At 67.8% G+C, this 25,622-nt stretch carries 22 protein-coding genes; 17 read left to right on the forward strand and 5 right to left on the reverse strand.

The features are described 5' to 3' along the window. Positions 1-82 precede the first annotated feature (82 nt). From WMK75_RS05320 to WMK75_RS05340, 5 genes are all read left to right on the forward strand, one after another. A complete protein-coding gene (locus WMK75_RS05320; protein WP_347266621.1) occupies positions 83-1,522 on the forward strand; it encodes a tryptophanase in 1,440 nt (479 codons plus the stop codon). Positions 1,523-1,580: 58 nt separating this feature from the next. Then, positions 1,581-2,939 carry an amino acid permease gene (locus WMK75_RS05325; protein WP_347266622.1) on the forward strand — a complete coding sequence of 453 codons (1,359 nt, stop codon included), beginning with the start codon at positions 1,581-1,583 and terminating at the stop codon, positions 2,937-2,939. Between the two features lie 230 nt (positions 2,940-3,169). Next, positions 3,170-3,901, forward strand: coding sequence for a GTP cyclohydrolase I (locus WMK75_RS05330; RefSeq protein ID WP_347266623.1), 732 nt, complete (start codon positions 3,170-3,172; stop codon positions 3,899-3,901). Between the two features lie 75 nt (positions 3,902-3,976). Then, entirely contained in the window at positions 3,977-4,669 is a 693-nt protein-coding gene (locus WMK75_RS05335) for an RNA polymerase sigma factor (RefSeq protein ID WP_347266624.1), read from the forward strand. Between the two features lie 46 nt (positions 4,670-4,715). After that, positions 4,716-6,251, forward strand: coding sequence for an FAD-dependent oxidoreductase (locus tag WMK75_RS05340; protein ID WP_347266625.1), 1,536 nt, complete (start codon positions 4,716-4,718; stop codon positions 6,249-6,251). Between the two features lie 15 nt (positions 6,252-6,266). Here the strand turns inward: WMK75_RS05340 and WMK75_RS05345 are convergent, their stop codons facing one another. Beyond that, positions 6,267-7,949 carry an FMN-binding glutamate synthase family protein gene (locus tag WMK75_RS05345; RefSeq protein WP_347266626.1) on the reverse strand — a complete coding sequence of 561 codons (1,683 nt, stop codon included), beginning with the start codon at positions 7,947-7,949 and terminating at the stop codon, positions 6,267-6,269. Between the two features lie 818 nt (positions 7,950-8,767). On the opposite strand from WMK75_RS05345, the gene WMK75_RS05350 reads away from it, so the two are divergent. The 5 genes from WMK75_RS05350 (at position 8,768) to WMK75_RS05370 (ending at position 14,026) form a co-directional block, all read left to right on the forward strand. Beyond that, positions 8,768-10,372 carry an ABC transporter substrate-binding protein gene (locus WMK75_RS05350; protein ID WP_347266627.1) on the forward strand — a complete coding sequence of 535 codons (1,605 nt, stop codon included), beginning with the start codon at positions 8,768-8,770 and terminating at the stop codon, positions 10,370-10,372. A 71-nt stretch (positions 10,373-10,443) separates the two neighbouring features. Then, entirely contained in the window at positions 10,444-11,451 is a 1,008-nt protein-coding gene (locus WMK75_RS05355) for an ABC transporter permease subunit (protein WP_347266628.1), read from the forward strand. Further along, positions 11,448-12,350: an ABC transporter permease subunit gene (locus WMK75_RS05360; RefSeq protein ID WP_347266629.1), complete on the forward strand. Its 903-nt coding sequence runs from the start codon at positions 11,448-11,450 to the stop codon at positions 12,348-12,350. Before WMK75_RS05355 ends, WMK75_RS05360 begins: the two co-directional genes overlap by 4 nt. Before the next feature lie 3 nt (positions 12,351-12,353). Beyond that, positions 12,354-13,190 carry an ABC transporter ATP-binding protein gene (locus tag WMK75_RS05365; RefSeq protein ID WP_347266630.1) on the forward strand — a complete coding sequence of 279 codons (837 nt, stop codon included), beginning with the start codon at positions 12,354-12,356 and terminating at the stop codon, positions 13,188-13,190. Next, positions 13,187-14,026 carry an ATP-binding cassette domain-containing protein gene (locus WMK75_RS05370; RefSeq protein ID WP_347266631.1) on the forward strand — a complete coding sequence of 280 codons (840 nt, stop codon included), beginning with the start codon at positions 13,187-13,189 and terminating at the stop codon, positions 14,024-14,026. Before WMK75_RS05365 ends, WMK75_RS05370 begins: the two co-directional genes overlap by 4 nt. Before the next feature lie 105 nt (positions 14,027-14,131). Here WMK75_RS05370 and WMK75_RS05375 read toward each other — a convergent pair whose 3' ends face one another. After that, complete coding sequence (locus WMK75_RS05375; RefSeq protein ID WP_347266632.1) at positions 14,132-15,178, reverse strand: lysine-2,3-aminomutase-like protein; 1,047 nt, start codon at positions 15,176-15,178, stop codon at positions 14,132-14,134. Positions 15,179-15,292: 114 nt separating this feature from the next. After that, a complete protein-coding gene (locus WMK75_RS05380; protein ID WP_347266633.1) occupies positions 15,293-15,955 on the reverse strand; it encodes a calcium-binding protein in 663 nt (220 codons plus the stop codon). 210 nt (positions 15,956-16,165) lie between these two features. On the opposite strand from WMK75_RS05380, the gene WMK75_RS05385 reads away from it, so the two are divergent. The 3 genes from WMK75_RS05385 to WMK75_RS05395 are packed head-to-tail and all read left to right on the forward strand — an operon-like array spanning position 16,166 to position 18,665. Next, entirely contained in the window at positions 16,166-16,615 is a 450-nt protein-coding gene (locus WMK75_RS05385) for a PepSY domain-containing protein (protein WP_347266634.1), read from the forward strand. Further along, complete coding sequence (locus tag WMK75_RS05390) at positions 16,615-17,292, forward strand: response regulator transcription factor (protein ID WP_347266635.1); 678 nt, start codon at positions 16,615-16,617, stop codon at positions 17,290-17,292. The genes WMK75_RS05385 and WMK75_RS05390 overlap by 1 nt, the downstream gene beginning before the upstream one ends. After that, complete coding sequence (locus WMK75_RS05395; RefSeq protein ID WP_347266636.1) at positions 17,289-18,665, forward strand: HAMP domain-containing sensor histidine kinase; 1,377 nt, start codon at positions 17,289-17,291, stop codon at positions 18,663-18,665. Before WMK75_RS05390 ends, WMK75_RS05395 begins: the two co-directional genes overlap by 4 nt. 28 nt (positions 18,666-18,693) lie before the next feature. On the opposite strand, the gene panC is transcribed toward WMK75_RS05395, so the two are convergent. Both panC and panB read right to left on the reverse strand, forming a co-directional pair. Next, positions 18,694-19,542 (reverse strand): pantoate--beta-alanine ligase, encoded by an 849-nt coding sequence (panC, locus tag WMK75_RS05400; protein WP_347266637.1) that lies wholly within the window; start codon positions 19,540-19,542, stop codon positions 18,694-18,696. Beyond that, positions 19,539-20,369 carry a 3-methyl-2-oxobutanoate hydroxymethyltransferase gene (gene panB / locus WMK75_RS05405; RefSeq protein WP_347266638.1) on the reverse strand — a complete coding sequence of 277 codons (831 nt, stop codon included), beginning with the start codon at positions 20,367-20,369 and terminating at the stop codon, positions 19,539-19,541. The genes panC and panB overlap by 4 nt, the downstream gene beginning before the upstream one ends. 192 nt (positions 20,370-20,561) lie before the next feature. On the opposite strand from panB, the gene argC reads away from it, so the two are divergent. The 4 genes from argC (at position 20,562) to glcF (ending at position 25,620) form a co-directional block, all read left to right on the forward strand. Beyond that, positions 20,562-21,590, forward strand: coding sequence for an N-acetyl-gamma-glutamyl-phosphate reductase (argC, locus tag WMK75_RS05410; RefSeq protein ID WP_347266639.1), 1,029 nt, complete (start codon positions 20,562-20,564; stop codon positions 21,588-21,590). A gap of 139 nt (positions 21,591-21,729) precedes the next feature. Next, positions 21,730-23,175 carry an FAD-linked oxidase C-terminal domain-containing protein gene (locus WMK75_RS05415; RefSeq protein WP_347266670.1) on the forward strand — a complete coding sequence of 482 codons (1,446 nt, stop codon included), beginning with the start codon at positions 21,730-21,732 and terminating at the stop codon, positions 23,173-23,175. Continuing rightward, positions 23,172-24,299, forward strand: a complete 1,128-nt coding sequence (locus tag WMK75_RS05420; RefSeq protein WP_347266640.1) for an FAD-binding protein — start codon at positions 23,172-23,174, stop codon at positions 24,297-24,299. Before WMK75_RS05415 ends, WMK75_RS05420 begins: the two co-directional genes overlap by 4 nt. Position 24,300: 1 nt before the next feature. Further along, the gene (gene glcF / locus WMK75_RS05425; protein WP_347266641.1) at positions 24,301-25,620 is read left to right on the forward strand and encodes a glycolate oxidase subunit GlcF; all 1,320 of its coding nucleotides are present in this window, start codon (positions 24,301-24,303) and stop codon (positions 25,618-25,620) included. The last annotated feature ends 2 nt before the right edge of the window (positions 25,621-25,622 follow it).

A 25,622-nucleotide genomic window follows, 5' to 3' on the forward strand; every position in this document is an offset into this window, starting at 1 on the left:
GAAAAAATTGTCACCCTGAAGACGCTGTCCGCCAGTTGCTTGCGATGACCGGGGCGCCCGACGATCTACAGGAGGAAGCCCCATGGCCATCAAGTATTTCCCCGAACCCTTCCGCATCAAGGCGGTCGAGCCGATCCGCATCCTGAGCGAGCAGGAGCGCAATGACCGCATCAAGGCGGCGAACTACAACCTGTTCTACCTGCGCGGCGAAGACTGCTATATCGACCTCTTGACCGACAGCGGCACCGGCGCCATGAGCCAGGAGCAGTGGGCCGGCGTCATGCGTGGCGACGAAGCCTATGCCGGCGGTTCCAGCTATTACAAGCTGATCGACGCCGGCCGCGACATCTTCGGCCATGAGTTCATCCAGCCCGTGCACCAGGGCCGCGCCGCGGAAAAGGTGCTGTTCCCGCTGCTGCTGGGTGCGGGCAAGGTCGCGATCTCGAACATGTTCTTCGACACCACCCGCGCCCATGTCGAACTGACCGGCGCGCGCTGCGTCGATTGCGTCGTCGCCGAGGCCAAGGACCCGTCGCACCGCGCCGCCTTCAAGGGCAACATGGATGTGGCGAAACTGCAGGCGACCATCGCCGAGCACGGGGCCGACAAGGTTGGCGCCGTGGTGATGACCGTCACCAACAACTCGGCCGGCGGCCAGCCGGTCTCGATGCAGAACCTGCGCGAGGTCTCGGCCATCGCCAAGGCGCACGGCATCCCGATGATCATCGACGCCGCCCGCTATGCCGAGAACGCCTTCTTCATCCAGCGCGACGAGCCGGGCTATCAGCAGAAGTCGATCAAGGACATCGTGCGCGAGATGTTCTCCTTCGGCGACATGTTCACCATGTCGGCGAAAAAAGACGCCATCGTGAACATGGGCGGCCTCTTGGGCGTGCGCGAGGGCGATTCGCCGCTGATCCTGAAGATCAAGGCGAACTGCATCTCCTTCGAGGGCTTCTTCACCTATGGCGGGCTTTCGGGGCGCGACCTCGAGGCGCTGGCCATCGGCCTTTACGAGGGCATCGACCAGGACTATCTGCGCTATCGCATCGGCCAGGTGGAATATCTGGCCTCGAAGCTGGATGACGCCGGCATCGCCTATCAGGCGCCGGTCGGCGGCCATGGCGTTTTTGTCGACGCGCGCGCGATGTTCCCGCACATCCCCTACAACGAGTTCCCCGGTCAGGTTCTGGCGGTCGAGCTTTACAAGGAAGCCGGCATCCGCACCTGCGACATCGGCTCCTACATGCTGGGCAACGATCCCGACACCGGCGCGCAGCTGAAGGCCGATTTCGAGTTCACCCGCCTGGCGATCCCGCGCCGGGTCTATACCCAGGCCCATATCGACGTGATGGCCGAGGCGCTGGTCAACATCAAGGCGCGCGCCCATACCATCACCCGCGGCTATCGCATCACCTGGGAGCCGCCGATCCTGCGTCACTTCCAGGCGCATCTCGAGCCGATCGCGGCGGTGGCCCCTGCGGCTGCCAAGGCGGCACACAGCTTCGAGCCCGCGCTCTGAGCCGATGCTGAACATGGGGCGGCGCAGGCAATGCGCCGCCCCTTCCTTGGGGGGAATCATGTCACAAACTGCAACACCGGACCTCGAACGGGGTCTGAAGAACCGTCACATCCAGATGATCGCCCTTGGGGGCGCGATCGGCACCGGGCTGTTTTATGGCTCGGCCGCCTCGATCCAGCTGGTCGGACCGGGGATCATCGTCTCCTATCTGATCGGCGGTCTGGTGATCTATCTCATCATGCGCATGCTGGGCGAGATGTCGACCGAAGAGCCGGTCGCCGGCGCCTTCAGCCATTTCGCCTACAAATACTGGGGCGAGTTTCCCGGCTTCCTGGCCGGCTGGAACTACTGGTTTCTCTATGTCCTCGTCTCGATGGCCGAACTGACGGTGGTCGGGCTCTATGTCTCCTACTGGTTCCCGGATTTCCCGGCCTGGGCCAGCGCGCTGATCGTGCTTGTCTCGGTCACCGGGCTGAACCTGCTGAACGTGCGCTTCTTTGGCGAGATGGAATTCTGGTTCGCGCTGGTCAAGGTGCTGGCGGTGGTGGGCATGATCGTGCTGGGCATCGCCGTCATCGTGCTGGGCCTGGGTGGCGAGGCCACGGGCGTCTCGAACCTGTGGAGCCACGGCGGGTTTTTCCCCAACGGGGTGAACGGACTGCTGTTGTCGCTGGTGGTCATCATGTTCTCGTTCGGCGGCACCGAGCTGATCGGCATCACCGCCGGCGAGGCCGACGACCCCAAGACCTCGATCCCGCGCGCGGTGCGCCAGGTCATGTGGCGCATCCTGATCTTTTATGTGGGCGCGCTGACGGTGATGATGATCCTGTTTCCCTGGAACCAGGTCGGCATGGAGGGCAGCCCCTTCGTGACCATCTTCAGCAAGCTCGGCATCGGTTCGGCCGCGCATATCCTGAACTTCGTGGTGCTGACGGCGGCGATCTCGGTCTACAACTCGGGGATGTATTCCAACGGCCGCATGCTTTACAGCCTGGCCGAGCAGGGCAATGCGCCGCGCATCTTCACCCGGCTCAGCGCCAACCGCGTGCCCTATGCCGCGATCCTGTTCTCCTCGGCCTGCACGCTGGTGATCGTCGGGATCAACCTGCTGATCCCCGAGGGGGCCTTCATGAAGGTGATGGCGGTGGCCACTGCCGCGGCGACCATCACCTGGGCGATGATCATCATCGTGCATCTGAAGTTTCGCAAGGCGCGCAGCGGCAAGGCGACGACATTCCCGGCGCCCTTCTATCCGCTGGCCAATTACCTGTGCCTGGCCTTCCTGGCGCTGGTGCTGGTGATGATGAGCCAGATGGAGCAGATGCGCGACGCGATCCTGATCCTGCCGCTCTGGCTGGGGCTCTTGTGGATCGGGTTCCGGGCAAGGCAAAGAACCACGACCGGCCAGCTGGTATAAGAAGATCCGGTGCCGCCCCAAGGGGCGGTACCTTTCGTTTGCGGGGTTGGCCAACCTGGAAACAGCGGCAAGAATTGCGCGCAAGGCATTGATTCAGCATTCTGTATCGTGGCGCCAGAAAATATTCGTCATATTGCGGGAACGCAGGCTGCGGTTGGCGCATCCAATGGACAGAGGGACAGCAAAAAGGGCCGCGCCCGGCCCCGGACCCCGATGACAGGAGAATCGCCTTGCACGGCACCGCAATCGCCCCCGCCCCCCGCGACCATGACGGCATCATCGCCCTGAAGGCGTCCGAACGCATCCGCCGGCGCCTGACGGCGGCGGGACAGAGTTTTCGCGCCAATGACGCGATCGCGGATTTCATCGAGCCGGGCGAGCTGGACGAGCTGCGCCACGAGGTCGAGGCCCGCATGCAGGAGGTGCTGCACGCCCTGGTCATCGACACCGCGCATGACCACAACACCGCCGGCACCGCGGAACGCATGGCGCGGATGTATGTGGACGAGCTGTTCTCGGGCCGTTTCCTGCCGGCGCCGAGGGTCACCGCCTTTCCGAACGTGGCGCAGCTCTCGGAACTGATGGTCATCGGGCCGATCGCGGTGCGCAGCGCCTGCTCGCATCACCTGTGCCCGATCATGGGCCGGGTCTGGATCGGCGTGCTGCCCGACCCGGATGCGGAACTGATCGGGCTGTCGAAATACGCCCGGCTCTGCCACTGGGTCATGGCCCGGCCGCAGATCCAGGAAGAGGCCGTGGTCATGCTGGCCGACGAGCTTGAGCGCCGCATCACCCCGCGCGGGCTGGCGGTGGTCATGGAGGCCGAGCATTTCTGCATGCACTGGCGCGGCGTCAAGGAAGAGCACGCGCGGATGAGCAATACCGTGATGCGCGGGGCTTTCCAGCAGGACGCCGGGCTGCGCCGCGAATTCCACGACCTGCGGAGCCGGGGCAATGGCTGACCCGGTTGCCATGTCCGGCCGCCGCGGCGACAATCGCCCCGGCGCCGGGGGCGTGCCGGGCAGGGGGAGGCCGTGATGCAGACAGGAACCGCCGAGACCGCCGAAAGCGAGGCGGAACTGGTCGCCCGCGCCGCCGCGGGCGATGGCGACGCATTCGCCCTGATCATGCGCCGCTACAACCAGCGCCTGTTTCGCAGCGCCCGCAGCATCATCCGCAACGATGCCGAGGCCGAGGACGCGGTGCAGGAGGCCTGGCTGCGCGCTTGGCGGGCGATGGCCGGGTTTCGCGCCGAAAGCCGGCTTTCGACCTGGCTGGTGCGGATCACCGTGAACGAGGCGCTGGGGCGGCTGCGGCGCAAGCAGGCGCAGATCATTCCGCTGGAGACTGCCATGATCTCATCCGATCCCGAAACCCGGGCGGCGCTGACCGAACTGCCGGAACAGGGCCCCGAGGCGGCGCTGATGCACCAGCAGACCCGGCGGCTGGTCGAGGCGCGCATCGACCGCCTGCCCGACAGTTTCCGCACCGTCTTCGTGCTGCGCGCCGTCGAGGAGATGAGCGTCGCGGATGTGGCCGAGGCGCTGGAAATCCCCGAATCCACGGTGCGCTCGCGCTTTTTCCGCGCCCGCGGCCTGCTGCGCGAGGCGCTGGCCCAGGAGGTCGAGACCGCGCTTGGCGGCGCCTTCGGCTTTGCCGGCCTGCGCTGCGACCGCATCACCGCCACGGTGCTGACGCGCGGCCGCGCCGAGGGGCTGGCCCGCGGCTGAAACCCGGGGAACCACGCCGAAACCTTTGCAAGCAAGGAGATGCGAGATGTCCAATCCTGCCAGCGACGATGCCGGACCCGATCTGACGCAGGGCGTCACCCTGGAAGATTTCGGCGGCAAGCCGATGCTGCGCGGCCATGTCGGCGATCAGCCGGTGCTGCTGGCCCGCGTCGGCAATGAGATCCTCGCCGTGGGCGCGGAATGCACGCATTATCACGCCATGCTGGACCAGGGGCTGCTGCAGGGCGACACCGTGCGTTGCCCGATGCACCACGCCTGCTTTTCCCTGCGCAGCGGCGAGGCGATCGCCGCGCCGGCCTTCGACGCCTTGCCCTGCTGGCAGGTCCGGCACGAGGGCGGGCGCATCCTGGTTACGGACCGCATCACCCCGGCGCCGCGGCAGGAGCCGGCAGACACCGCCGCCCACCCGCGCGAGATCGTCATCATCGGCGGTGGCGCCGCCGGTTTCGCCTGCGCCGAGATGCTGCGCCGGCGCGGCTATGGCGGCCGGCTGACCATGCTCAGCGCCGAGACCGACCCGCCCTGCGACCGGCCGAACCTCTCCAAGGACTATCTGGCGGGCAATGCGCCTGACGACTGGATGCCGCTGAAATCGGCGGAATTCTATGCCGGGGCCGGGATCGAGCTGCGCCTGGGCACCACGGTCGCTTCCATCGACGCGGCTGCGCGGCGCGTGACGCTGGCCTCGGGGGAAAGCCTGGGTTATGACCGGCTGCTGATCGCCACCGGCGCCGAGCCGGTGCGGGTGCCGATGCCCGGCGCCGAGCAGCCGCATGTCTTCGTCCTGCGATCCTATGACGACAGCCGCGCCATCTCGGCCCGTGCGGCCGACGCGCGCCATGCGGTGGTGCTGGGCTCGGGCTTCATCGGGCTTGAGGTGGCGGCGGCGCTGCGCAATCGCGGGCTGCAGGTGCAGGTGGTGTCGCTGGATGCCCGACCGCTGGAACGGGTGCTGGGCCCGGAACTGGGCGATTTCATCCGCAGCCTGCACGAGGGCAGGGGCGTGCAGTTCCACATGGGCAACTCCATCGCCGGCATCGGCGCGGACAGCGTGACGCTGAAGGACGGGCAGGTGCTGGCCGCCGATCTGGTGGTCATCGGCATCGGCGTGCGCCCGCGCCAGGCGCTGGCCGAGGCCGCCGGCCTGGCCACGGACCGCGGCATCCTGGTGAATGCGCAGCTCGAGACCAGCCAGCCCGGCATCCTGGCCGCCGGCGACGTGGCGCGCTGGCCCGGCGGCCCCGGCGGCCAGGGCCTGCGGGTCGAGCATTGGGTGGTGGCCGAACGCCAGGGCCAGGTGGCGGCCGAGAACATGCTGGGCGCCGGCAAGCCCTTCCGCGACGTGCCCTTCTTCTGGAGCGAGCATTACGACGTGGCGATCCGCTATGTCGGCCATGCCGAGGGCTGGGACAGCATCGAGATCGACGGCGACATCGCGGCGCGCGACGCCAGCATCGCCTATCGCCGCGACGGCCGTATCATCGCGCTGGCCACCATCGGCCGCGACGGCGCGGCGCTGGCGCAGGGCCAGGCCATGGACGAGGACCTGGCGCGGGCCTGAGGGCCGGCGCCGCGATCAGCCCGGCGCCGATTGCGGCTTGGGCGGCTTGCGGGCGCTGCGGGTGAAGGGCCCGTAGGGGATCTCGGGCGGGTCAAAGCTTTCGGCGCTGGCGCGGTCCCAGCGGCTGTACCACTCGGCCAGTTCCGGGATCTCCTCCTCGGCCAGCAGGAAGCCGTCGGGCAGATAGGGAAAGACCTCGTTGCCGTCGCGGAATTCGTTGTCGCGCAGCCGGAACATGAAGTGATAGGGCATGAAGTCGCTGGGGTCGCGCAACCCGGCAGCGCCGGCGATCTCGCCCAGGGCATGCATGGTGTTGCGGTGAAAGCGGGCGACGCGCTCGCTCTTGTCCTCGACATCGATGGCGCGCTGGCGCAGCTGGTCCTGGGTGGCGATGCCCACCGGGCATTTGTTGGTGTGGCAGGCCTGGGCCTGGATGCAGCCGATGGCGAACATGAAGCCGCGCCCCGAGTTGCACCAGTCGGCCCCCAGGGCCAGCGCGCGGGCGATGTCAAAGCCCGAAATCAGCTTGCCGGCGGCGCCGATCTTGATCTCGTCGCGGATGCCGGCGCCGCGCAGCGCGTTATGCACGAAGGTCAGCCCTTCCAGCATCGGCATGCCGACGCGGTTGACGAATTCGATCGGTGCCGCACCGGTGCCGCCCTCGGCCCCGTCGATGACGATGAAATCGGGACGGATGCCGGTTTTCAGCATCGCCTTGACCATGCTGAGGAATTCGCGCCGGTGCCCGATGCACAGCTTGAATCCGACCGGCTTGCCCCCGGAAAGGTGGCGCAGCTGCTGGATGAATTCCATCAGCCCGATCGGGGTCGAGAAGGTGCTGTGCGCCGGCGGAGAAATGCAGTCGACGCCCATGGGGATGCCGCGTGCCTCGGCGATCTCGGGCGAGATCTTGGCCGCGGGCAGCATGCCGCCATGGCCGGGCTTGGCGCCCTGGCTCAGCTTGACCTCGATCATCTTGATCTGCGGATCGGCGGCCATTTCGGCAAAGCGTTCCGGGTTGAAGCTGCCATCGGCATGGCGGCAACCGAAATAGCCCGAGGCAATCTGATAGATCAGGTCGCCCCCGCCCTCGCGGTGATAGCGGCTGATGCCGCCCTCGCCGCTGTCCTGGGCAAAGCCGGCGATCCTTGCGCCCTTGTTCAGCGCCAGTATGGCATTGGCCGAAAGCGCGCCGAAGCTCATGGCCGAGATATTGTAGAGGCTGGCGGAATAGGGCTGCTTGCACGCCGGGCCGCCGATCAGCACACGAAAGTCGGAATCCTTGTTGTGCACCGGGGTCGCAGAATGGGTAAGCCAGGAATAGCCGCCGGAATAGACGTTCTCGATGGTGCCGAAGGGGCGCTTGTCCTCGACGCCCTTGGCGCGCTGATAGACCAGGGCGCGCGCCTCGCGGCTGAAGGGCACCTCGTCCTTGTCGCCCTCGATCATGTATTGGCGGATCTCGGGGCGAAAGCCCTCCAGCAGGAAGCGGATATGGCCGATGACCGGATAGTTGCGCAAGATCGCGTGCCGGCGCTGCGTCACGTCATAGATCCCGGCCAGAAACAGCAGCCAGAAGACCGTGGTCAGCACCGTCCAGAATCCGCCCCAGGCCAGCGCCGCCGCCGAGGTCAGCAGCGCCAGGAGGCCGACAAGGCCAAAGATCGTGTATCGTCCGTAGATGCGCATGGTCCCCATCGCCGTAGCCTGCCTTTCCCGCCATCCGCCCCGTACCGCCATGGCAGCGGCAAGGGATGGTCATGGCCTAGCAGAAAACCGCCACCGCGCCAACATGCCGGGAGGGGTCCGGGATGTGCAGCCATCAAGGGAATGTCCCCGCGGCTTGACTGCTGGTTCACTGCAGCGATGGCGCGCCTTGATCTGACGGACGCAAAGCGAGATCCGATCCGGCCCCTGCTTCCGAACTGGCCGCGCGCATCAGCAGGCGGCGGCTCAACAGGCAGATCGGATCACAGCCTTGACCGTTCTCGTGGCGGGGTGGGCATCAGGATCAGCGCGATGGTCGATCGCCGGGGCTTGCGGCTGGCGATCGCGCCCACCCCCGGCCAGGCGTCCACCAGGGCTGCCGCACATCCTGCGCCCGGGCGATGTGGTCGATGCGGCGCTCTGCCGGCCTCGTCGCGCGGTTCTTCGCCAAGCCCAGGCATTCTCGCAAGATCGTGACCCGCGACGAGAACTCCGCCCGGAACCGGCTTGCGGCCGTTCCCATCGCATGCCCAAGGCTTTGGCTCCGAAATTGCGCGCATGCGCCCCGGACTGCCGCCGGCCAGAATCATCGCCATCCGCGCAGGTTGCAGCCCGCGGGCGGGGAACGCCGCGCGCGTGATGCAGGCACAGGCCGGGGTTCGGGCAGATCGCCGAGAATCTTGCCGAATGACGGGCATTCCGCAGCGTTAGGCCGGCAGAATGGGCAGTAGACCGGTCAGGGCACTTGACCTGTCTGGCCGATTGGATTGCATCAGCATCAGGAAATAAATCTAAACATGGGAGGCAACATGTCCATTCTTTCGACCCGGTTCCTGGCCGCGTCCGCGCTGGCGCTGATCGTCGCGACGCCGCTTAGCGCCAAGACCTTCGTCTATTGCTCGGAAGGTTCGCCCGAGGGTTTCGATCCGGCGCCCTATACCGCCGGCACCACCTTCGACGCCTCGGGGCACGCGATCTACAACCGCCTCGTGCAGTTCAAGCCCGGCACCACCGAGATCGAGCCGGCGCTGGCCGAAAGCTGGGAAGTGTCGGAAGACGGGCTGACCTATACCTTCCACCTGCGCAAGGGCGTCAAGTTCCATTCGAACGACAAGTTCACCCCCTCGCGCGATTTCAACGCCGATGACGTGGTGTTCAGCTTCATGCGCCAGGCCGACGCCGCGAACCCCTGGCACGAATACATCCCCGGCATCACCTATGAATATTACTCGTCGATGGAGATGGACAAGCTGATCAAGTCCATCGAGAAGGTCGACGACAATACGGTGAAGTTCACCCTGAACCACCCCGAGGCGCCGTTCCTGGCCAATGTCGCCATGCCCTTCGTGTCGATCGCCTCCAAGGAATATGCCGACACGCTGGAAAAGGCCGGCACCAAGGAGGATCTGAACAACGCCCCGATCGGCACCGGCCCGTTCAAGTTCGTCGCCTACCAGAAGGACGCGGTGATCCGTTACCAGAAGAACGCCGACTACTGGGGCGAGGCGCCGAAGATCGACGATCTGGTGTTTGCCATCACCCCCGACGCCTCGGTGCGGCTGCAAAAGCTGAAGGCGGGCGAATGCCACCTGATGCCCTACCCCGCGCCGGCCGATCTGGCGGCGATCAAGGCCGATCCGAACCTGAAGGTGGATGAGCAGGCCGGGCTGAACGTCGGCTATCTGGCCTATAACACCACCGTGGCGCCCTTCGACAAGCCCGAGGTGCGCAAGGCGCTGAACATGGCCATGGACAAGCAGGCGCTGATCGACGCCGTCTATCAGGGCAGCGCGGTCGTGGCCAAGAACCCGATCCCGCCCACCATGTGGTCCTACAACGACGCCGTCGAGGATGACAAATACGACCCCGAGGCGGCGAAGAAGATGCTTGAGGAAGCCGGCGTCAAGGACCTGTCGATGGAGATCTGGGCGATGCCGGTGCAGCGCCCCTACATGCCGAACGCGCGCCGCGCCGCCGAGATGATCCAGGCCGATTTCGCCAAGATCGGCGTCAAGGTGGACATCGTCAGCTATGAATGGGGCGAATACCTTAAGAAGTCGATGGAGCCGGGCCGCAAGGGCGCGGTGATCCTGGGCTGGACCGGCGACAATGGCGACCCGGACAACTTCCTGTCGGTGCTTCTGTCCTGCGCCGCGGCCGAGGGCGGTGGTGCGAACCGCGCCTTCTGGTGCGACAAGGAGTTCTCTGATATCCTCGCCAAGGCCAAGGCCAGCTCGGATCATGAAGAGCGCGTGAAGCTTTACGAAGAGGCGCAGGTCATCTTCAAGAAGCAGGACCCCTGGGCGACGCTGGCGCATTCGACGCAATATGTGCCGATGGCCAAGAACGTGACCGGTTTCGTGCAGTCGCCGCTGGGCGATTACACTTTCGAAAGCGTGGACCTGGCCGAATAAGGCCAGTCCCGGCTTAACCTTCATGCGGCCGCGCGGGGCACCCCCTCGCGCGGCCCTTGGGTCAGGGTTCGATGCTAAAGTTCATCATCACAAAACTGCTTTACCTGATTCCGACGATGATCGGGATCACGCTGGTTTCCTTCGGCTTCATCCGGCTGCTGCCGGGCGATCCGGTGCTGCTGATGGCTGGCGAGCGCGGCGTCACCGCCGAGCGCTATGCCGAGATCTCGGCGCAGCTGGGCTATGACAAGCCGGTCTGGCAGCAATATCTCCACTATCTCGGCAATCTGCTGCAGGGCGACTTCGGCAATTCGCTGGTGACGAAAAAGCCGGTGCTGGCCGAGTTCCTGTCGCTGTTTCCCGCGACGGTCGAGCTGGGCCTGGTCGCCATCGTCATCGCCACCCTGGTCGGTGTGCCGGTGGGCGTGCTGGCGGCGATCCGGCGCGGCAGCTGGTTCGACCAGATTTCCATGACCGGGGCGCTGATCGGTTTCTCCATGCCGATCTTCTGGTGGGGCCTGCTGCTGATCATCTTCTTTTCGGGCATGTTGGGCTGGACGCCGGTTTCGGGGCGGATCTCGCTGATGTATTTCTTTCCGCCGGTCACGGGCTTCATGCTGATCGACAGCCTGCTGTCGGGGCAGTCGGGCGCCTTCCGTTCGGCGGTCAGCCACCTGATCCTGCCCTCGGTGGTGCTGGCGACGATCCCGCTGGCGGTGATCGCGCGGCAGACGCGCTCGGCCATGCTTGAGGTCATGGGCGAGGATTACGTGCGCACGGCGCGTGCCAAGGGCCTGTCCTCGGGGCGTGTCGTCGGTGTGCATGCGCTGCGCAACGCCATGATCCCGGTGATCACCACCATCGGCCTGCAGATCGGCGTGCTGATGGCCGGTGCCATCCTGACCGAGACGATCTTTTCCTGGCCGGGCATTGGCAAATGGATGATCGATTCCATCTCGCGGCGCGACTATCCGGTGGTGCAGTCGGGCCTGCTGCTGATCGCCGCCATCGTGATGATCGTGAACCTGATCGTCGACCTGACCTATGGCCTCATCAACCCGAGGATCCGGCACCAATGACCGATACCACTGCAAAACTTTCCGATGCCGCCATCCGGCGCCAGATGATCGGCGAGTTCTGGTTCTACTTCAGACAGAACCGGGGCGCGGTGATCGGGCTTGTGGTCTTTGTGGCTCTGGTGCTGACCGCGATCTTCGCGCCGTTGCTGGCGCCGCATGACCCGACGCAGCAATACCGCGACGCGCTGCTGCTGCCGCCGGTCTGGCAGGAAGGCGGCAGGGCCGGGTTCCTGCTGGGCACCGATGCCGTTGGCCGGGACATGCTGTCGCGGTTGATCTTTGGCGCGCAATATTCGCTGTTCATCGGCATCGTCGTCGTCGCCATCGCCCTGACCGGCGGCATCGCCATCGGCCTGGTCGCGGGCTTTTACGGCGGCTGGGTCGACAATCTCATCATGCGGGTGATGGATGTGGTGCTGGCCTTCCCCTCGCTTCTGCTGGCGCTGGTGCTGGTCGCGGTGCTTGGGCCGGGGCTGACCAATGCGATGATCGCCATCGCCATCGTCTATCAGCCGCATTTCGCCCGTCTGACGCGGGCCGCGGTGATGGGTGAGAAGTCGCGCGAATATGTCAGCGCCGCGCGCGTGGCCGGGGCCGGCAATCTGCGGCTGATGTTTCGCACCATTCTGCCCAACTGCCTTTCGCCGCTGATCGTGCAGGCGACGCTGAGCTTTTCCAGCGCCGTGCTGGATTCCGCGGCGCTGGGTTTTCTGGGCATGGGCGCGCAGCCGCCGACCCCGGAATGGGGCACGATGCTGGCCGAAGCGCGCGAGTTCATCCTGCGTGCCTGGTGGGTCGTCACCTTCCCGGGTCTGGCAATCCTCGTCTCGGTGCTGGCGATCAACATGATGGGCGACGGTCTGCGTGACGCGCTCGATCCGAAACTGAAGCGGAGCTGAGCCATGGCCCTTCTGACCATCCGCAACCTGACCGTGCGCTTTGCCACCTCGACCGGCAGCTTTACCGCTGTGGACGGCATCGACGTGCATGTGGACAAGGGCGAGGTGCTGGCCATCGTCGGCGAAAGCGGCTCGGGCAAGTCGGTGTCGATGCTGGCGACGATGGGGCTTTTGCCCGATACCGCCACCGTCACCGCCGACGAGATGAGCTTTGACGGCCAGGACCTGCTGTCCCTGACGCCCGCGCAGCGCCGCCAGATCATCGGCCGCGAGATCACCATGATCTTCCAGGAACCCATCGCCTCCCTGAACCCGTCCTTCACCACCGGATACCAGATCGAGGAGGTGCTGCGCTTCAACGCCGGCATGTCGCGCGCCGAGGCGCGGGCGCGGGCGATCGAGCTGTTCCGGCAGGTCGGCATCCCCGACCCAGAGGAAAAGCTGAAGGCCTATCCGCACCAGATGTCGGGCGGCCAGTGCCAGCGGGTAATGATCGCCATGGCCATCGCCACCGGCCCGCGACTGCTGATCGCGGACGAGCCGACGACGGCCTTGGATGTGACCATTCAAAAGCAGATCCTCGATCTGCTGATGGAGTTGCAGGAGCAGACCGGCATGGCGCTGATCCTGATCACCCATGACATGGGCGTGGTGGCCGAGACCGCCGACCGCGTGCAGGTGCAATACAAGGGCCGGAAGATGGAGGAGGCCGACGTGCTGTCGCTGTTCGAGGCCCCGAAGCACCCCTATACCCGCGCGCTGCTTTCGGCCCTGCCCGAGAACGCGACGGGCGACCGCCTGCCGACCGTGGGCAGTTTCCTTGAGGAGGCCCAAGCATGAGCGTCGTCGAAGGCAAGGCCCTGATCCGCGACTATCACGTGTCCGGCTCGCTGACGCGGGCGGCAAGGACCGTGCGCGCGGTCAAGGGCATCAGCTTTGCCGTGGACCGCGGCAAGACCCTGGCCATCGTCGGCGAATCGGGTTCGGGCAAGTCGACGCTGGCGCGCATCATCGCACTGATCGACCCGGCCTCGGGCGGCGAGTTGCTGATCGAGGGCCAGCCCGTGGACATCAGCCGCCACCGCCCCACGCGCGAGATGCGCTCCAAGGTGCAGATGGTGTTCCAGAACCCCTATGGTAGCCTCAACCCGCGCCAGAAGATCGGCGACGTGCTGATGGAGCCCCTGATCCTGAACACCAACACCCCCGCCGCCGAACGGCGCGATCGGGCGCTAGAGATGCTGGTCAAGGTCGGGCTGTCGCCCGAGGTGTTCAACCGCTATCCGCACATGTTCTCGGGCGGGCAGCGCCAGCGCATCGCCGTCGCCCGCGCCCTGATGCTGAAGCCGACGCTGCTGGTGCTGGACGAGCCGGTTTCGGCGCTGGACCTGTCGGTGCAGGCGCAGGTGCTGAACCTGCTCGCCGACCTGCAGGAGGAGTTCAACCTGGCCTATGTCTTCATCAGCCATGATCTGTCGGTGGTGCGCTATATCGCCGACGAAGTGCTGGTGATGCACAAGGGCGAGGCGGTCGAGCAGGGCAGCCGCGAGGAGGTGTTCGCCGCGCCGAAACACCCCTACACGCGCGAGTTGTTCTCGGCCACGCCGGTCACCGACATCGAGGCGATCCGCGCCCGCGTCGCCCGCCGCCAGGCCGCCCGCCTGGCCCGGGCCTGACCGACGCCCCCCTGACCGGCACCCCCTGATCGGCACCCCGGGCGGCTCTCCGCCCGGGACCCGCGCCCGACCCCTGCCAGCAGGCGGCGACAGGCCCCTGCCGGCTCAGTCCCCGGGGTCGCGATAATCGTGGCTGGTGCCCTGCCAGTCGCGGATGCGATAGCGGCCGGGGCCGGTTTCCGTGACATGCTCCGGCCCCAGCGGCACCTTGCCATGCCCGCCCGGCAGGTCCAGCACATAGGTCGGCAGGCAGGTGCCCGAGATCCGGCCGCGCAAGGCCGCCATGATCGCCTGGCCCTCGGCGATGGTGGTGCGGAAATGGCCGGTGCCGCGCGCAAGATCACAGTGGTGCAGGTAATAGGGCTTGACGCGGTTGCGGATCAGCGCCCGGAACAGTTCGGCCAGGGTGTCGGCGTCGGCATTCACCCCCCTGAGCAGCACCGTCTGCGACAGCAGTGGAATCCCCGCCGCGGCCAGCCGTGCCAGCGCCGCGCAGGCCTCGGGCGTCAGTTCGCGCGCGTGATTGGTGTGGATCGCCACCCAGACCGCCAGCCGGCCCGGAGCGAGCGCCGCCAGCATCGCCCTGTCGATGCGCCCGGGCGCCACCACCGGCACGCGGGTATGGATGCGCAGCACATCCAGATGCGCGATCGCCTGCAGCCGCGCGATCAGCGCCTGCAGGCGGCGCGCCGACAGCACCAGCGGGTCGCCGCCGGTCAGGATCACCTCGCGGATGGCGGGGGTGCGGGCGATGTAATCCAGCGCCGCGGCCAGTTCGGCCTCGGGCAGGGCGCCGTCCTCGCCCACCACCTCGCGGCGAAAGCAGAAGCGGCAATAGACGGCGCAGCTGCGGGTGACATGCAGGATCACCCGGTCGGGATAGCGATGCGTCAGGCCCGGGGTCGGGCTGTGCGCCTGATCGCCGATCGGATCGGCCAGTTCCTCGGCACGGATCAGAAGCTCGCGCGCGTCGGGGGTGAACTGCGCCGCCACCGGGCCCGAGGGCGCGTCCGCCGCGGCGCGCTGCATGGCGGGGGTAAGGCGGATGCGGAACTCGGCCGCGACCTGTTCCAGCGTCGCGGCCTGCGCGGCATCGGCCAGGCCGGCGCTGAGCAGTCCGGCGACAGAGGTGATGGGGCGGGGGTCGGGCACGGGCGCGGCTCATGTTGGCAGGGCGCGCTTATCGGCCCGAATCTCCGGCTTGGCAAGGCATGGGCCGCCGCGGCATCCGCGGCGGCCCATGCGCTGATCCGGGCCTCTGGCCGATCAGAAGGTAAAGTCGTTGATGTCCAGCTGCGACAGCTGCATGTCGCGGACGGTGACCACGGTATCCGCGGCCAGGCGCATCACCACGTCATTGCCGACCTGCTGCGCGCCGTTGATCACCGCCTGCACCTGCGCGCGGCTGAAATCGTCGAAATCAAAGCGGTCGGTGCCGTTCTGGAAATCGGTGACGATGTCGAAACCGTCGCCGCGCTCGAATTCGAAGACATCGGCGCCGGCACCGCCAGCCAGCGCGTCATTGCCGCGGCCGCCGTCCAGCTTGTCGCGGCCGGCACCGCCGTTCAGCACGTCGTTGTTGGCGTCGCCGTCCAGCTCGTCATTGCCGTCGCCGCCAACCAGGATGTCGTTGCCGTAGCCGCCCTCAAGCTCGTCGTCGCCGGTGAAGCCGTAAAGCGAATCATTGCCGGCATTGCCTTCCAGGTCGTCACTGCCGGCGCCGCCATAGACAAAGTCGTGGCCGTTGCCGCCGTAAAGGTCGTCATTGCCGCTGCCGCCGTTCAGATAGTCGTTGCCGTTGCCGCCAAACAGCCGGTCGTTGCCGCCAAAGCCGAACAGCCGGTCATTGCCGCCCAGACCCGACAGGGTGTCGGCGAAATTCGTGCCGTTCAGGGTTTCCGATTTTTCCGTGCCAATCTTGCGAACCATGTCTCTGTCCTTTTATGCGGGCGCGCTTGCGGCGCCCGGGGTTGCTGCTGCGGCGAATCGTCGGCCGCGTGGAATGGCCAAGGAATGCCACAAGCTGGCTGACAGGGTTCTGACCCGTGCTGTCAGCAATCTGTCAGCCAGGGCCGCGACCTGTCAGCCCGCTGTCAGGTCACCTGCGCTATGCATCCGGCCATGAAAATGCATGTCATTGTGACCCTCGCGATTCTGTCGCTGCCGCAGGCTGCGGGCAGCCAGACCATGTCGCGCCCCGATTACGAATTCGCCCGCGAGGCGGTGGCCCGGGGCGAGATCCTGCCCCTGGCCGAGGTGCTGTCGCGGCTTCAGGCATCGCATCCCGGCCAGGTCACCGAGGTCGAACTGGCGCGCGAGCGCGGCCGGCTGGTCTATGAGGTGGGCCTGGTGACCCCCGGCGGGCGCCTGATCGAGGTGGCTACGGATGCCGCCACCGGCCGGGTGCTTGGCGTCCATGGCGGCCCTGCATCGGTTGCGGGCCGGCTTGGCCGCGACGGCGAAGCTGGCGATAATGGCCGCGGCGGGCCGGGCGGTGGCCACGATGGGGACGACGACAGCGATGATGATGACGGCGACAGCGATGGCGATGGCGATGGTGGCAGCGACAGCGACGGCGACGACGACTGATGCGTGCGCTTGTCGTTGAGGATGACGCCCGCATCGCCGCCGATCTTGAACGGGCGCTGGCGGCGGCGGGTTTTCTGGTCGAGCATGTCGCCGACGGCGAATCGGCATGGTTTCGCGGCGGCACCGAGAATTACGACCTGATCGTGCTGGACCTGAACCTGCCGCGGCTGGACGGGCTGACCATCCTCAAGCGCTGGCGTTCCGAGGGCTGCGAAAGCCCGGTGCTGATCCTGACCGCGCGCGGCGCCTGGACCGAGCGCGTCGAGGGCATCGACGCGGGCGCCGACGACTATCTGCCCAAGCCCTTCCGCATGGAGGAGTTGATCGCCCGCGCCCGCGCCCTGGTGCGCCGCGCCGGCGGCCGCGGCACGGCGCTGCAGCAGGTCGGGCGCCTCAGCGTCGATCTGAACCGCATGACCGTCGCCATGGACGGCGTGCCGGTGCCGCTGACGCCGCTCGAATTCCGGCTGGTGTCCTATCTGGCGCTGAACCGTGACCGCACCATCGCGCCGACGGAACTGCTGGAACATCTCTACGGCGACGACGACTCGCGCGAGGCCAATGCCATCGAGGCGGTGATCACCCGGCTGCGCCGCAAGCTGGGTCCGGGGGTGATCGGCACCAGGCGCGGCTTCGGCTATCATCTGGAGGGCGCGGCACCCGAGGCCGGGGCGTGATCCGCTCGATCCGCTGGCGGCTGCTGCTGGCGGGCGCCGTGGCCATCGCGCTTGCGCTGGCGCTGGCCGGCGCGGGGCTGGCCATGCTGTTCGAGCGCCATGTCGAGCGCGTCGCAGTGGCCGATCTCAAGACCCGGGCGCTGGCCCTGGCCGCCATGGTCGATGCCCGGGACGGCCCGGGCGCGGTGCTGCGCGCCACCCCGGTCGATCCGCTTTATGCCCGGCCGCTTTCGGGTCATTACTGGCAGATCCGGCTGGGCGATGATCTGCAGCGCTCGCGCTCGCTGTGGGATTTCACCCTGGCGATGGACCACCCCGCACCGCAGCCGGGACAGACATCGGTGCTGTCGCTCAGCGGGCCGCGGGGCGAGCCGTTGCTGGCCGTCGAGCAAAGCCTGCTGGCCGGTCCGCAGGATAAGCCGGTGCCGCTGCGCATCCTGGTCGCCACCGACCGCGACGAATTGACCCTGGCGCGGCGCGGCTTTCTGGGCGACCTCTGGCCCTATATGACGCTGCTCGGGGCGATGCTGCTTTTGGCCTCATGGGCGCAGATCAGTGTCGGGCTGCGCCCGCTGGCGCAGGTGGGGGCGCGGGTCTCGGCGCTGGTCTCGGGGGCAAGGCCGCGCATCGGCCAGGACCTGCCCGCCGAGGTGGTGCCGCTGGCCAGCCAGATCGACGCGCTGCTGGATGCCCGCGACCGGGAACTGGACCGCGCCCGCCACCGCGCTGCCAATCTTGCGCATGGGTTCAAGACACCGCTGCAGGCGCTTTTGGGCGATGCCGCACAACTGCGCGCCCGCCAGCAGCCCGAGATCGCCGCCAGCATCGAATCGCTTGCCACCGCCATGCGCCGCCATGTCGATCGCGAACTGGCCAGGGCGCGCATCCATTCCGGACGCGACGGCGCCGGCGCCGCCCCCGAGACGGTGCTTGCCAAGCTGATCGGGGTGCTGAAACGCACCCCCGCCGGCGCCGGCCTCGACTGGCAGCTTGACGCGGCGCCGGGCTTGCGCGCGCGTATCGACGCCGACGACCTGACCGAGGCCCTGGGCGCGCTGATGGAAAACGCCACCCGCCACGCCGAGACGGCAATCCGCATCACCACTCGCGCCGAGGCCGGGCGCGTGGTCATCGCCATCCGCGACGACGGCCCCGGCGTGCCCGAGGCGCAGCTGGCGCTTCTGACCCGGCGCGGCCTCAGCCTTGACCCCAGCGGCGAGGGGCAGGGCATCGGCCTGGCCATCGTCGCCGATATCGTCGATGCGGCGCAGGGCGACTTGCGGCTGGCGAATGCGCATCCGGGGTTCCTGGCGGAACTGCGCTTCGACGCGATGGCGTCCAAGCGGGACCAGCCGGGTTCCAGCAGCCCGTGACGGCGCTGCCGCCCGGGGTGACGCCGCCTCAGCGCCGGGCGACCGCCACATTGTCGATCAGCCGCACGCCCTCCAGCCAGGCCGCGACCAGCAGCCGCGCCTCGCGGCCGGGCTGCGCCTCGGTCAGGGTCTCGGCATCCCGCAGTTCAAGATATTCCACCGGGTCGAAACCCGCCGCCGCGATCGCCTCCCGCGCTTCGGACAGCGCCGCGATGGGCGGGGCGTCAGCGGCGATGCGCTCGGCGGCGCGAAACAGCGCGCGGGGCAGGGCGGCGGCCCGCGCCCGCGCCTCGGGGCCAAGCCGCTGGTTGCGCGAGGACAGCGCCAGCCCGTCTGCCGCCCGGATGCAGGGGCAGGCCACGATCTCGACCGGCAGCAGCAGGTCGCGCGCCAGCTGCCGCACCAGCTGCAACTGCTGCCAGTCCTTCTCGCCGAAATAGGCGCGGTCGGCGCCGGTCATGTTGAACAGCAGCGTCACCACCGTCGCCACGCCGTCGAAATGCCCGGGCCGGTGCGCGCCCTCAAGCGGCGCGGTCACCCCCGAGACCGAGATCGTGGTGGCATGGCCGGGCGGATAGACCTCGGCCGCGTCGGGGACGAACAGCGCATCCACCGCCAGCGGTGCCAGCAGCTTGGCATCGGCCAGTTCCGTGCGCGGATAGCGGGCGAAATCCTCGGCATTGTTGAACTGGCGCGGGTTCACGAACAGGGTCACGATCACCCGGTCGCAGTCGCGTTTCGCCGCGCGCACCAGGCTCAGATGCCCCTCGTGCAGCGCGCCCATGGTCGGCACGACGCCGATGCTTTCGCCGCGCCGGCGCCAGTCGCGGACCATGGCGCGCAACCGGGCCAGAGGGCGGACGATCGGCGCGCTCATCCGGGTTTTCCCTCGCCGAAGCTGTGTTCGTGGGCGGGAAAGCGCCGGGTGCGCACCTCGGCGGCATAGGCGGCGATGGCGCCCTCGGCCACCTCGCCCAGTTCGGCATAGCGCTTGACGAATTTCGGGCGGAAGTCGGAAAACAGCCCCAGCATGTCGTCGAGCACCAGAACCTGGCCGTCGCAATCGACGCCGGCGCCGATGCCGACGGTCGGCACCGGGATCTCGGCGCTGATGCGCGCGCCAAGCGCCGCAGGCAGCTTTTCCAGCACCACGGAAAACGCCCCGGCGTCGGCCAGCGCGCGGGCGTCGGCGCAGATGCGCTCGGCCTCGGCGGCGCCGCGGCCCTGCACCTTGTAGCCGCCCAGCGTGTTCACCGATTGCGGCGTCAGCCCGACATGGCCCATGACCGGGATGCCGCGCTGCACCAGAAAGGCGACGGTCTCGGCCATGTGGCGCCCGCCTTCCAGCTTGACGGCCTGGCAGCCGGTCTCGGCCAGCAGCCGCGCGGCATTGCGCATCGCCTGCTCGCGGCTTTCCTCATAGCTGCCAAAGGGCATGTCCACCACGATGCAGGCGCGCGACGATCCCCGCGCCACCGCGCGGCCGTGCAGGATCATCATCTCGATGCTCACGCCCAGGGTCGAGGGCAGGCCGTGCAGCACCATGCCCAGGCTGTCGCCCACCAGCGCCACATCGCAATGGCGGTCCACCAGACGCGCCATCGGCGTGGTATAGGCGGTCAGGCAGACCACCGGCGCCACGCCCTTCAGCGCCCGGATGTCGCCGGGGGTCAGCCGGCCCTTGACCTCGGAGGTCGCACTCATCGCCTTGTCCCTTGCCGTGACTTCCGCGCCCCCATAGTGGATTTACGCCGCGCTGTCTTGACATAATTGCGCCCCTTGCACCTGCGGCCCCCTTGCGCCCGGTGACATTCTTGACACGCCCGCCCCCCGGGCCTAGTGCCGCAGGGCAGGCCCGCGCGGCCACGGCGGGCGCCATTCAACCGGGATCACGACATGACGTTCAAAGCTGCCATCCTTGGGGCCTCGGGCTATACGGGGGCCGAACTGGTGCGCATCCTGGCCACGCATCCGGGCATCGAGGTCGCGGCGCTGTCGGCCGACCGCAAGGCCGGGCAGGGCTATGACGAGGTGTTCCCGCATCTGCGCCACCTGCAACTGCCCAAGCTGCTGCGCATGGAGGAGATCGACTTCTCGGGCATCGACCTGGTGTTCTGCGCCCTGCCGCACGGGCTGAGCCAGCCGCTGGTCGGGCAACTGCCGAAAGACGTGAAGATCGTCGATCTGGGCGCCGACTTCCGCCTGCGCGACCCGGCGGAATACAGTAAATGGTATGGGCTTGACCATGCCGCGCCCGAGGTCCAGCCCGAGGCGGTCTATGGCCTGACCGAGTTCTATCGTGACCAGATCCGGGGTGCCCGGCTGGTCGCCGGCACCGGCTGCAACGCCGCGACGGTGCAATTCGCGCTGCGCCCGCTGATCGGCTCTGGGCTGATCGACCTTGACGACATCATCTGCGACCTCAAGAACGGCGTTTCCGGCGCCGGGCGCTCGCTCAAGGAAAACATGCTGTTTGCCGAGCGTTCCGAGGATGTCGCCGGCTATTCCCAGGGCGGCAAGCACCGCCATCTTGGCGAATTCGACCAGGAGTTCTCGGCCCTGGCCGGGCGCAATGTGCGCATCCAGTTCACCCCGCATCTGGTGCCGGTGAACCGCGGCATCCTCGCCTCGTGCTATCTCAAGGGCGAGCCGCGGGCGGTGCATGAGGCGCTGGCCGCCGCCTATGCCGACGAACCCTTCATCCTGGTGCTGCCCTTTGGCCAGTTGCCGGCGATGGCGCATGTGCAGGGCTCGAACTTCTGCCATATCGGCGTCATCGGCGACCGCATTTCCGGGCGCACGCTGGTCGTCTCGACGCTGGACAACCTGTGCAAGGGCTCGTCCGGGCAGGCGGTGCAGAACGCCAACCTGATGCTGGGGCTTGAGGAAACCGCCGGGCTGATGCTGGCGCCCATCTTTCCCTGATCGCCAGCCCCGGTCATGCCATGCCCCGCAGGCGGAATTTCTGCTATGCTTGCGCCGGACTGCCGACCGAATTGACAGCCATGGCCTGAAACCCATACCAAGAACCCATGGCCAGACCGGGGAGAACACCTTGTCCAGCATCGCCATGCCTGTTCCTGATGCCGCCATCATCGCCCGCACCGATGAGATTGTCGCCGCGCTGCGCGACGTGCTGCCCGAAGATGCGGTGATTTCCGACCCGAACGAGACCCGCGCCTATGAATGCGACGCGCTGACCGCCTATCGCTGCCCGCCGCTGGCCGTGGTGCTGCCGCGCAGCACCGAAGAGGTCGCGGCGGCGATGCGCGTCTGTCACCGGCTGCGCGTGCCGGTGGTGCCGCGCGGCGCCGGCACCTCGCTGTCGGGCGGCGCGCTGCCCACGGCCGATTCGGTGGTGATCGGCACCATGCGCCTGCGCGAGGTGCTGGAGATCGACACCGCGAACCGCCTGATCCGCGTGCAGACCGGGGTCACCAACCTGTCGGTCAGCGCCGAACTGGAACCGCGCGGCTTTTTCTATGCCCCCGACCCGTCCTCGCAACTGGCCTGCACCATCGCCGGCAATATCGCGATGAATTCCGGGGGCGCGCATTGCCTGAAATACGGCGTCACCACCAACAACCTGCTGGGCGCCACCGTGGTTCTGGCCTCGGGCGAGGTGGTGGAACTGGGCGGGCCGGAAATGGGTCCGACGGGGCTGGACCTGATGGGGCTGCTCTGCGGCTCGGAAGGCCAGCTCGGCATCGTGACCGAGGCCACGCTGCGCATCCTGCCCCGCCCCGAGGGCGCGCGCCCGGTGCTGATCGGCTTTGGCAGCGCCGAGGTCGCCGGCGAATGCGTGGCGCGCATCATCCGCTCGGGCATGCTGCCGGTGGCCATCGAATACATGGACGAGGTCTGCCTGCGCGCCGTCGAGGCCTTTACCCATGCCGGCTATCCCGACTGCCCGGCGGTGCTGATCGTCGAGGTCGAGGGCTCGCAGGAGGAGATCGCCTGGCAGATCGCCCGCGTGCGCGAGATCGCCATGGAGCTGGAGCCGATCGAGTTCCGCGAAAGCCGCAATGCCGACGAATCGCTGTTGATCTGGAAGGGGCGAAAATCGGCCTTCGGCGCCATGGGCCGGCTGGGCGATTATATCTGCCTCGACGGCACGGTGCCGGTCGGGCAGCTGCCTTACACGCTGAAGATGATCGGCGAGCTGTCGCGCCAGCACGGGCTTGAGATCGCCAATGTCTTTCATGCCGGCGATGGCAACATGCACCCGCTGATCCTGTTCGACGCCAACAAAGCCGGCGATCTGGCGCGCGCCGAGGCCTGCGGCGCCGACATCCTGCGGCTCTGCGTCGAGGTCGGCGGCTGCCTGACCGGCGAACATGGCGTGGGCATCGAAAAGCGCGACCTGATGACCGAGCAATACAACACCGACGATCTGGCGATCCAGATGCAGGTCAAGACCGCCTTCGACTCCGGCTGGCTGCTGAACCCGGCCAAAGTGTTCCCGCTGGAGGTCAGCCAGCCCAGCCGCGAAAGGACCGCCGCAGAATGAGCACCGCCCTGCAAGGCGCACTGGCCCCCGCGACCGAGGCGGAACTGGCCGAAATCATCGCCGGGTGCTGCCGCGGCCATGCACCCCTGCGCATCCGCGGCGGCGGCACCCGCGTCGAGACCGGGCATCTTTCCGGCGAAGTCCTGGACCTGTCGCGCCTGACCGGCGTGGTCACCTATGCGCCGGGCGACATGGTGCTGATCGCCCGCCCCGGCACACCTCTGGACGAGATCGAGACCATGCTGGCGGCCGAGGGCCAGGCCCTGGCTTTCGAGCCGCCAGACATGCGCGCCGTGCTGGGCCGCAACGGCCGCCCGACCGTCGGCGGCATGGTGGCAGCCAATGCGTCGGGGCCGCGGCGACTGCTGGCCGGGGCCTGCCGCGACCATATCTTGGGCCTGCGTTTCGTCGACGGGCAGGGGCGCATCCTGAAAAACGGCGGCCGGGTGATGAAGAACGTCACCGGCCTCGATCTGGTCAAGCTGCAGGGCGGCGCCTTCGGCACGCTGGGCGTGCTGAGCGAGGTGGTGCTGAAGACCCTGCCGCATCTGCCCGAGCGCGGCACGCTGGCCGTGCACGGGCTGGACGCGGCGCAGGCGGTCGGGCTGTTCTCGGCCGCTCTGGCCACGCCCCATGAGGTTTCGGGCGCGGCCTTCCATGGCGGTAGCGCCTGGCTGCGCATCGAGGGCATCGGCCCGCAGCTGGCCTATCGCCGCGAACGCCTGAGTGCGCTCATGCACCCGCATGAGGTCGAGTTCCTCGACGCGCCCGCGACGCAGGCGCTGTGGCAGGGCCTGCGCGATCTGGGCATATTTGCCGGCAGCGAGGCGCCGCTGTGGCGGCTGCTGGTCAAGCCGACCGAGGCGCCGGGCGTGGTGCAGGCGCTGGAGACGCTGGGCGGGCGGACCCTGCTGGACTGGGGTGGCGGGCTGGTCTGGTATGCGGGTCCGGGCACGGCGGCGCAGCTGCGCGGCATTGCCCGCCACGCGACGCTGATCCGCCGCGCCGGCCTTGCCGGCCCCGCCTTTCCCCCCGAGGCGCCGGCGGTGGCCCGGCTCTCGGACGGGTTGCGCCGCGCCTTCGACCCGGCGGGTATCCTCAATCCCGGGCTGATGGTGCGCTGACATGCAGACGAATTTCACCCCCGAGCAACTGGCCGACCGCGGCACCGCCCGCGCCAACGAGATCCTGCGCGCCTGCGTGCATTGCGGCTTTTGCACCGCGACCTGCCCGACCTACATGGTGCTGGGGGACGAGTTGGACAGCCCGCGCGGCCGCATCTATCTGATCAAGGAGATGCTGGAAAACGACCGCGTGCCGGATGCGAAAACTGTCAGGCACATCGACCGTTGCCTCAGCTGCCTGTCGTGCATGACCACCTGCCCCTCGGGGGTGCATTACATGCATCTGGTCGATCACGCGCGCGAATATGTCGAAAGGAACTATCGCCGCCCGCTGTCGGAACGCATGCTGCGCGGCGTCCTGGCCTGGATCCTGCCCCATCCCGGGCGCTTTCGCATGGCGCTTCTGGGGGCCAGGGTGGCGCGGCCCTTCCGCGGGCTGCTGCCCGACCCGCGGCTGCGCGCCATGCTCGAGATGGCGCCGCGCGACCTGCCGCCGCCCAGCCGCAACGACGCGCCGCAGGTTCTTGCCGCCGAGGGTCCGCGGCGCCGGCGCGTGGCGCTGCTGATCGGCTGCGCGCAGCGGGCGCTGAACACCGACATCAACGACGCCAGCATCCGGTTGCTGCGCCGGCATGGCTGCGAGGTGGTGATCCCCAAAGGTCTGGGTTGCTGCGGCGCGCTGAGCCATCACATGGGCAAGACCGGCCAGAGCCATGCCATGGCCGCCGCCAATATCCGCGCCCTGATGTCCGAGATCGCTGGCGAAGGGCTGGATGCGGTGGTGATCAATACCTCGGGCTGCGGCACCACGGTCAAGGATTACGGGCATATGTTCGCGGGCGAGGCGCTGGCCGCGGATGCCGCCCGCGTGGCGGGGCTGGCGCGCGACATCACCGAGGTCATGGCCGATCTGGGGCTTTCCGACGCCCGCCATGCCGAGCCGCTGCGTGTCGGCTATCACGCCGCCTGTTCGCTGCAGCACGGCCAGCAGATCCGCGGCGCGCCCAAGGACCTGCTGGCGGCGGCGGGATTTGCCGTGCTGGAGCCGAAGGACAGCCACCTGTGCTGCGGCTCGGCCGGCACCTACAATCTGCTGCAGCCGCAGATCTCGGGCGAGCTGAAGGCGCGCAAGGTGGCAACGCTTGAGGCGCTGGCGCCGCAGGTGATCGCGGCGGGCAATATCGGCTGCATGATGCAGATCGGCGCGGGGACCGGCGTGCCGGTGGTCCATACCGCGGAACTGCTGGACTGGGCCACGGGCGGACCACGACCGCCGGCGCTGGGGGGCAGCGCCGCGGGGCAGGTCCCGCGCCTGCGCTGATT

The organism is Paracoccus sp. (in: a-proteobacteria) (genome assembly GCF_039808215.1).
Lineage (GTDB): Bacteria > Pseudomonadota > Alphaproteobacteria > Rhodobacterales > Rhodobacteraceae > Paracoccus.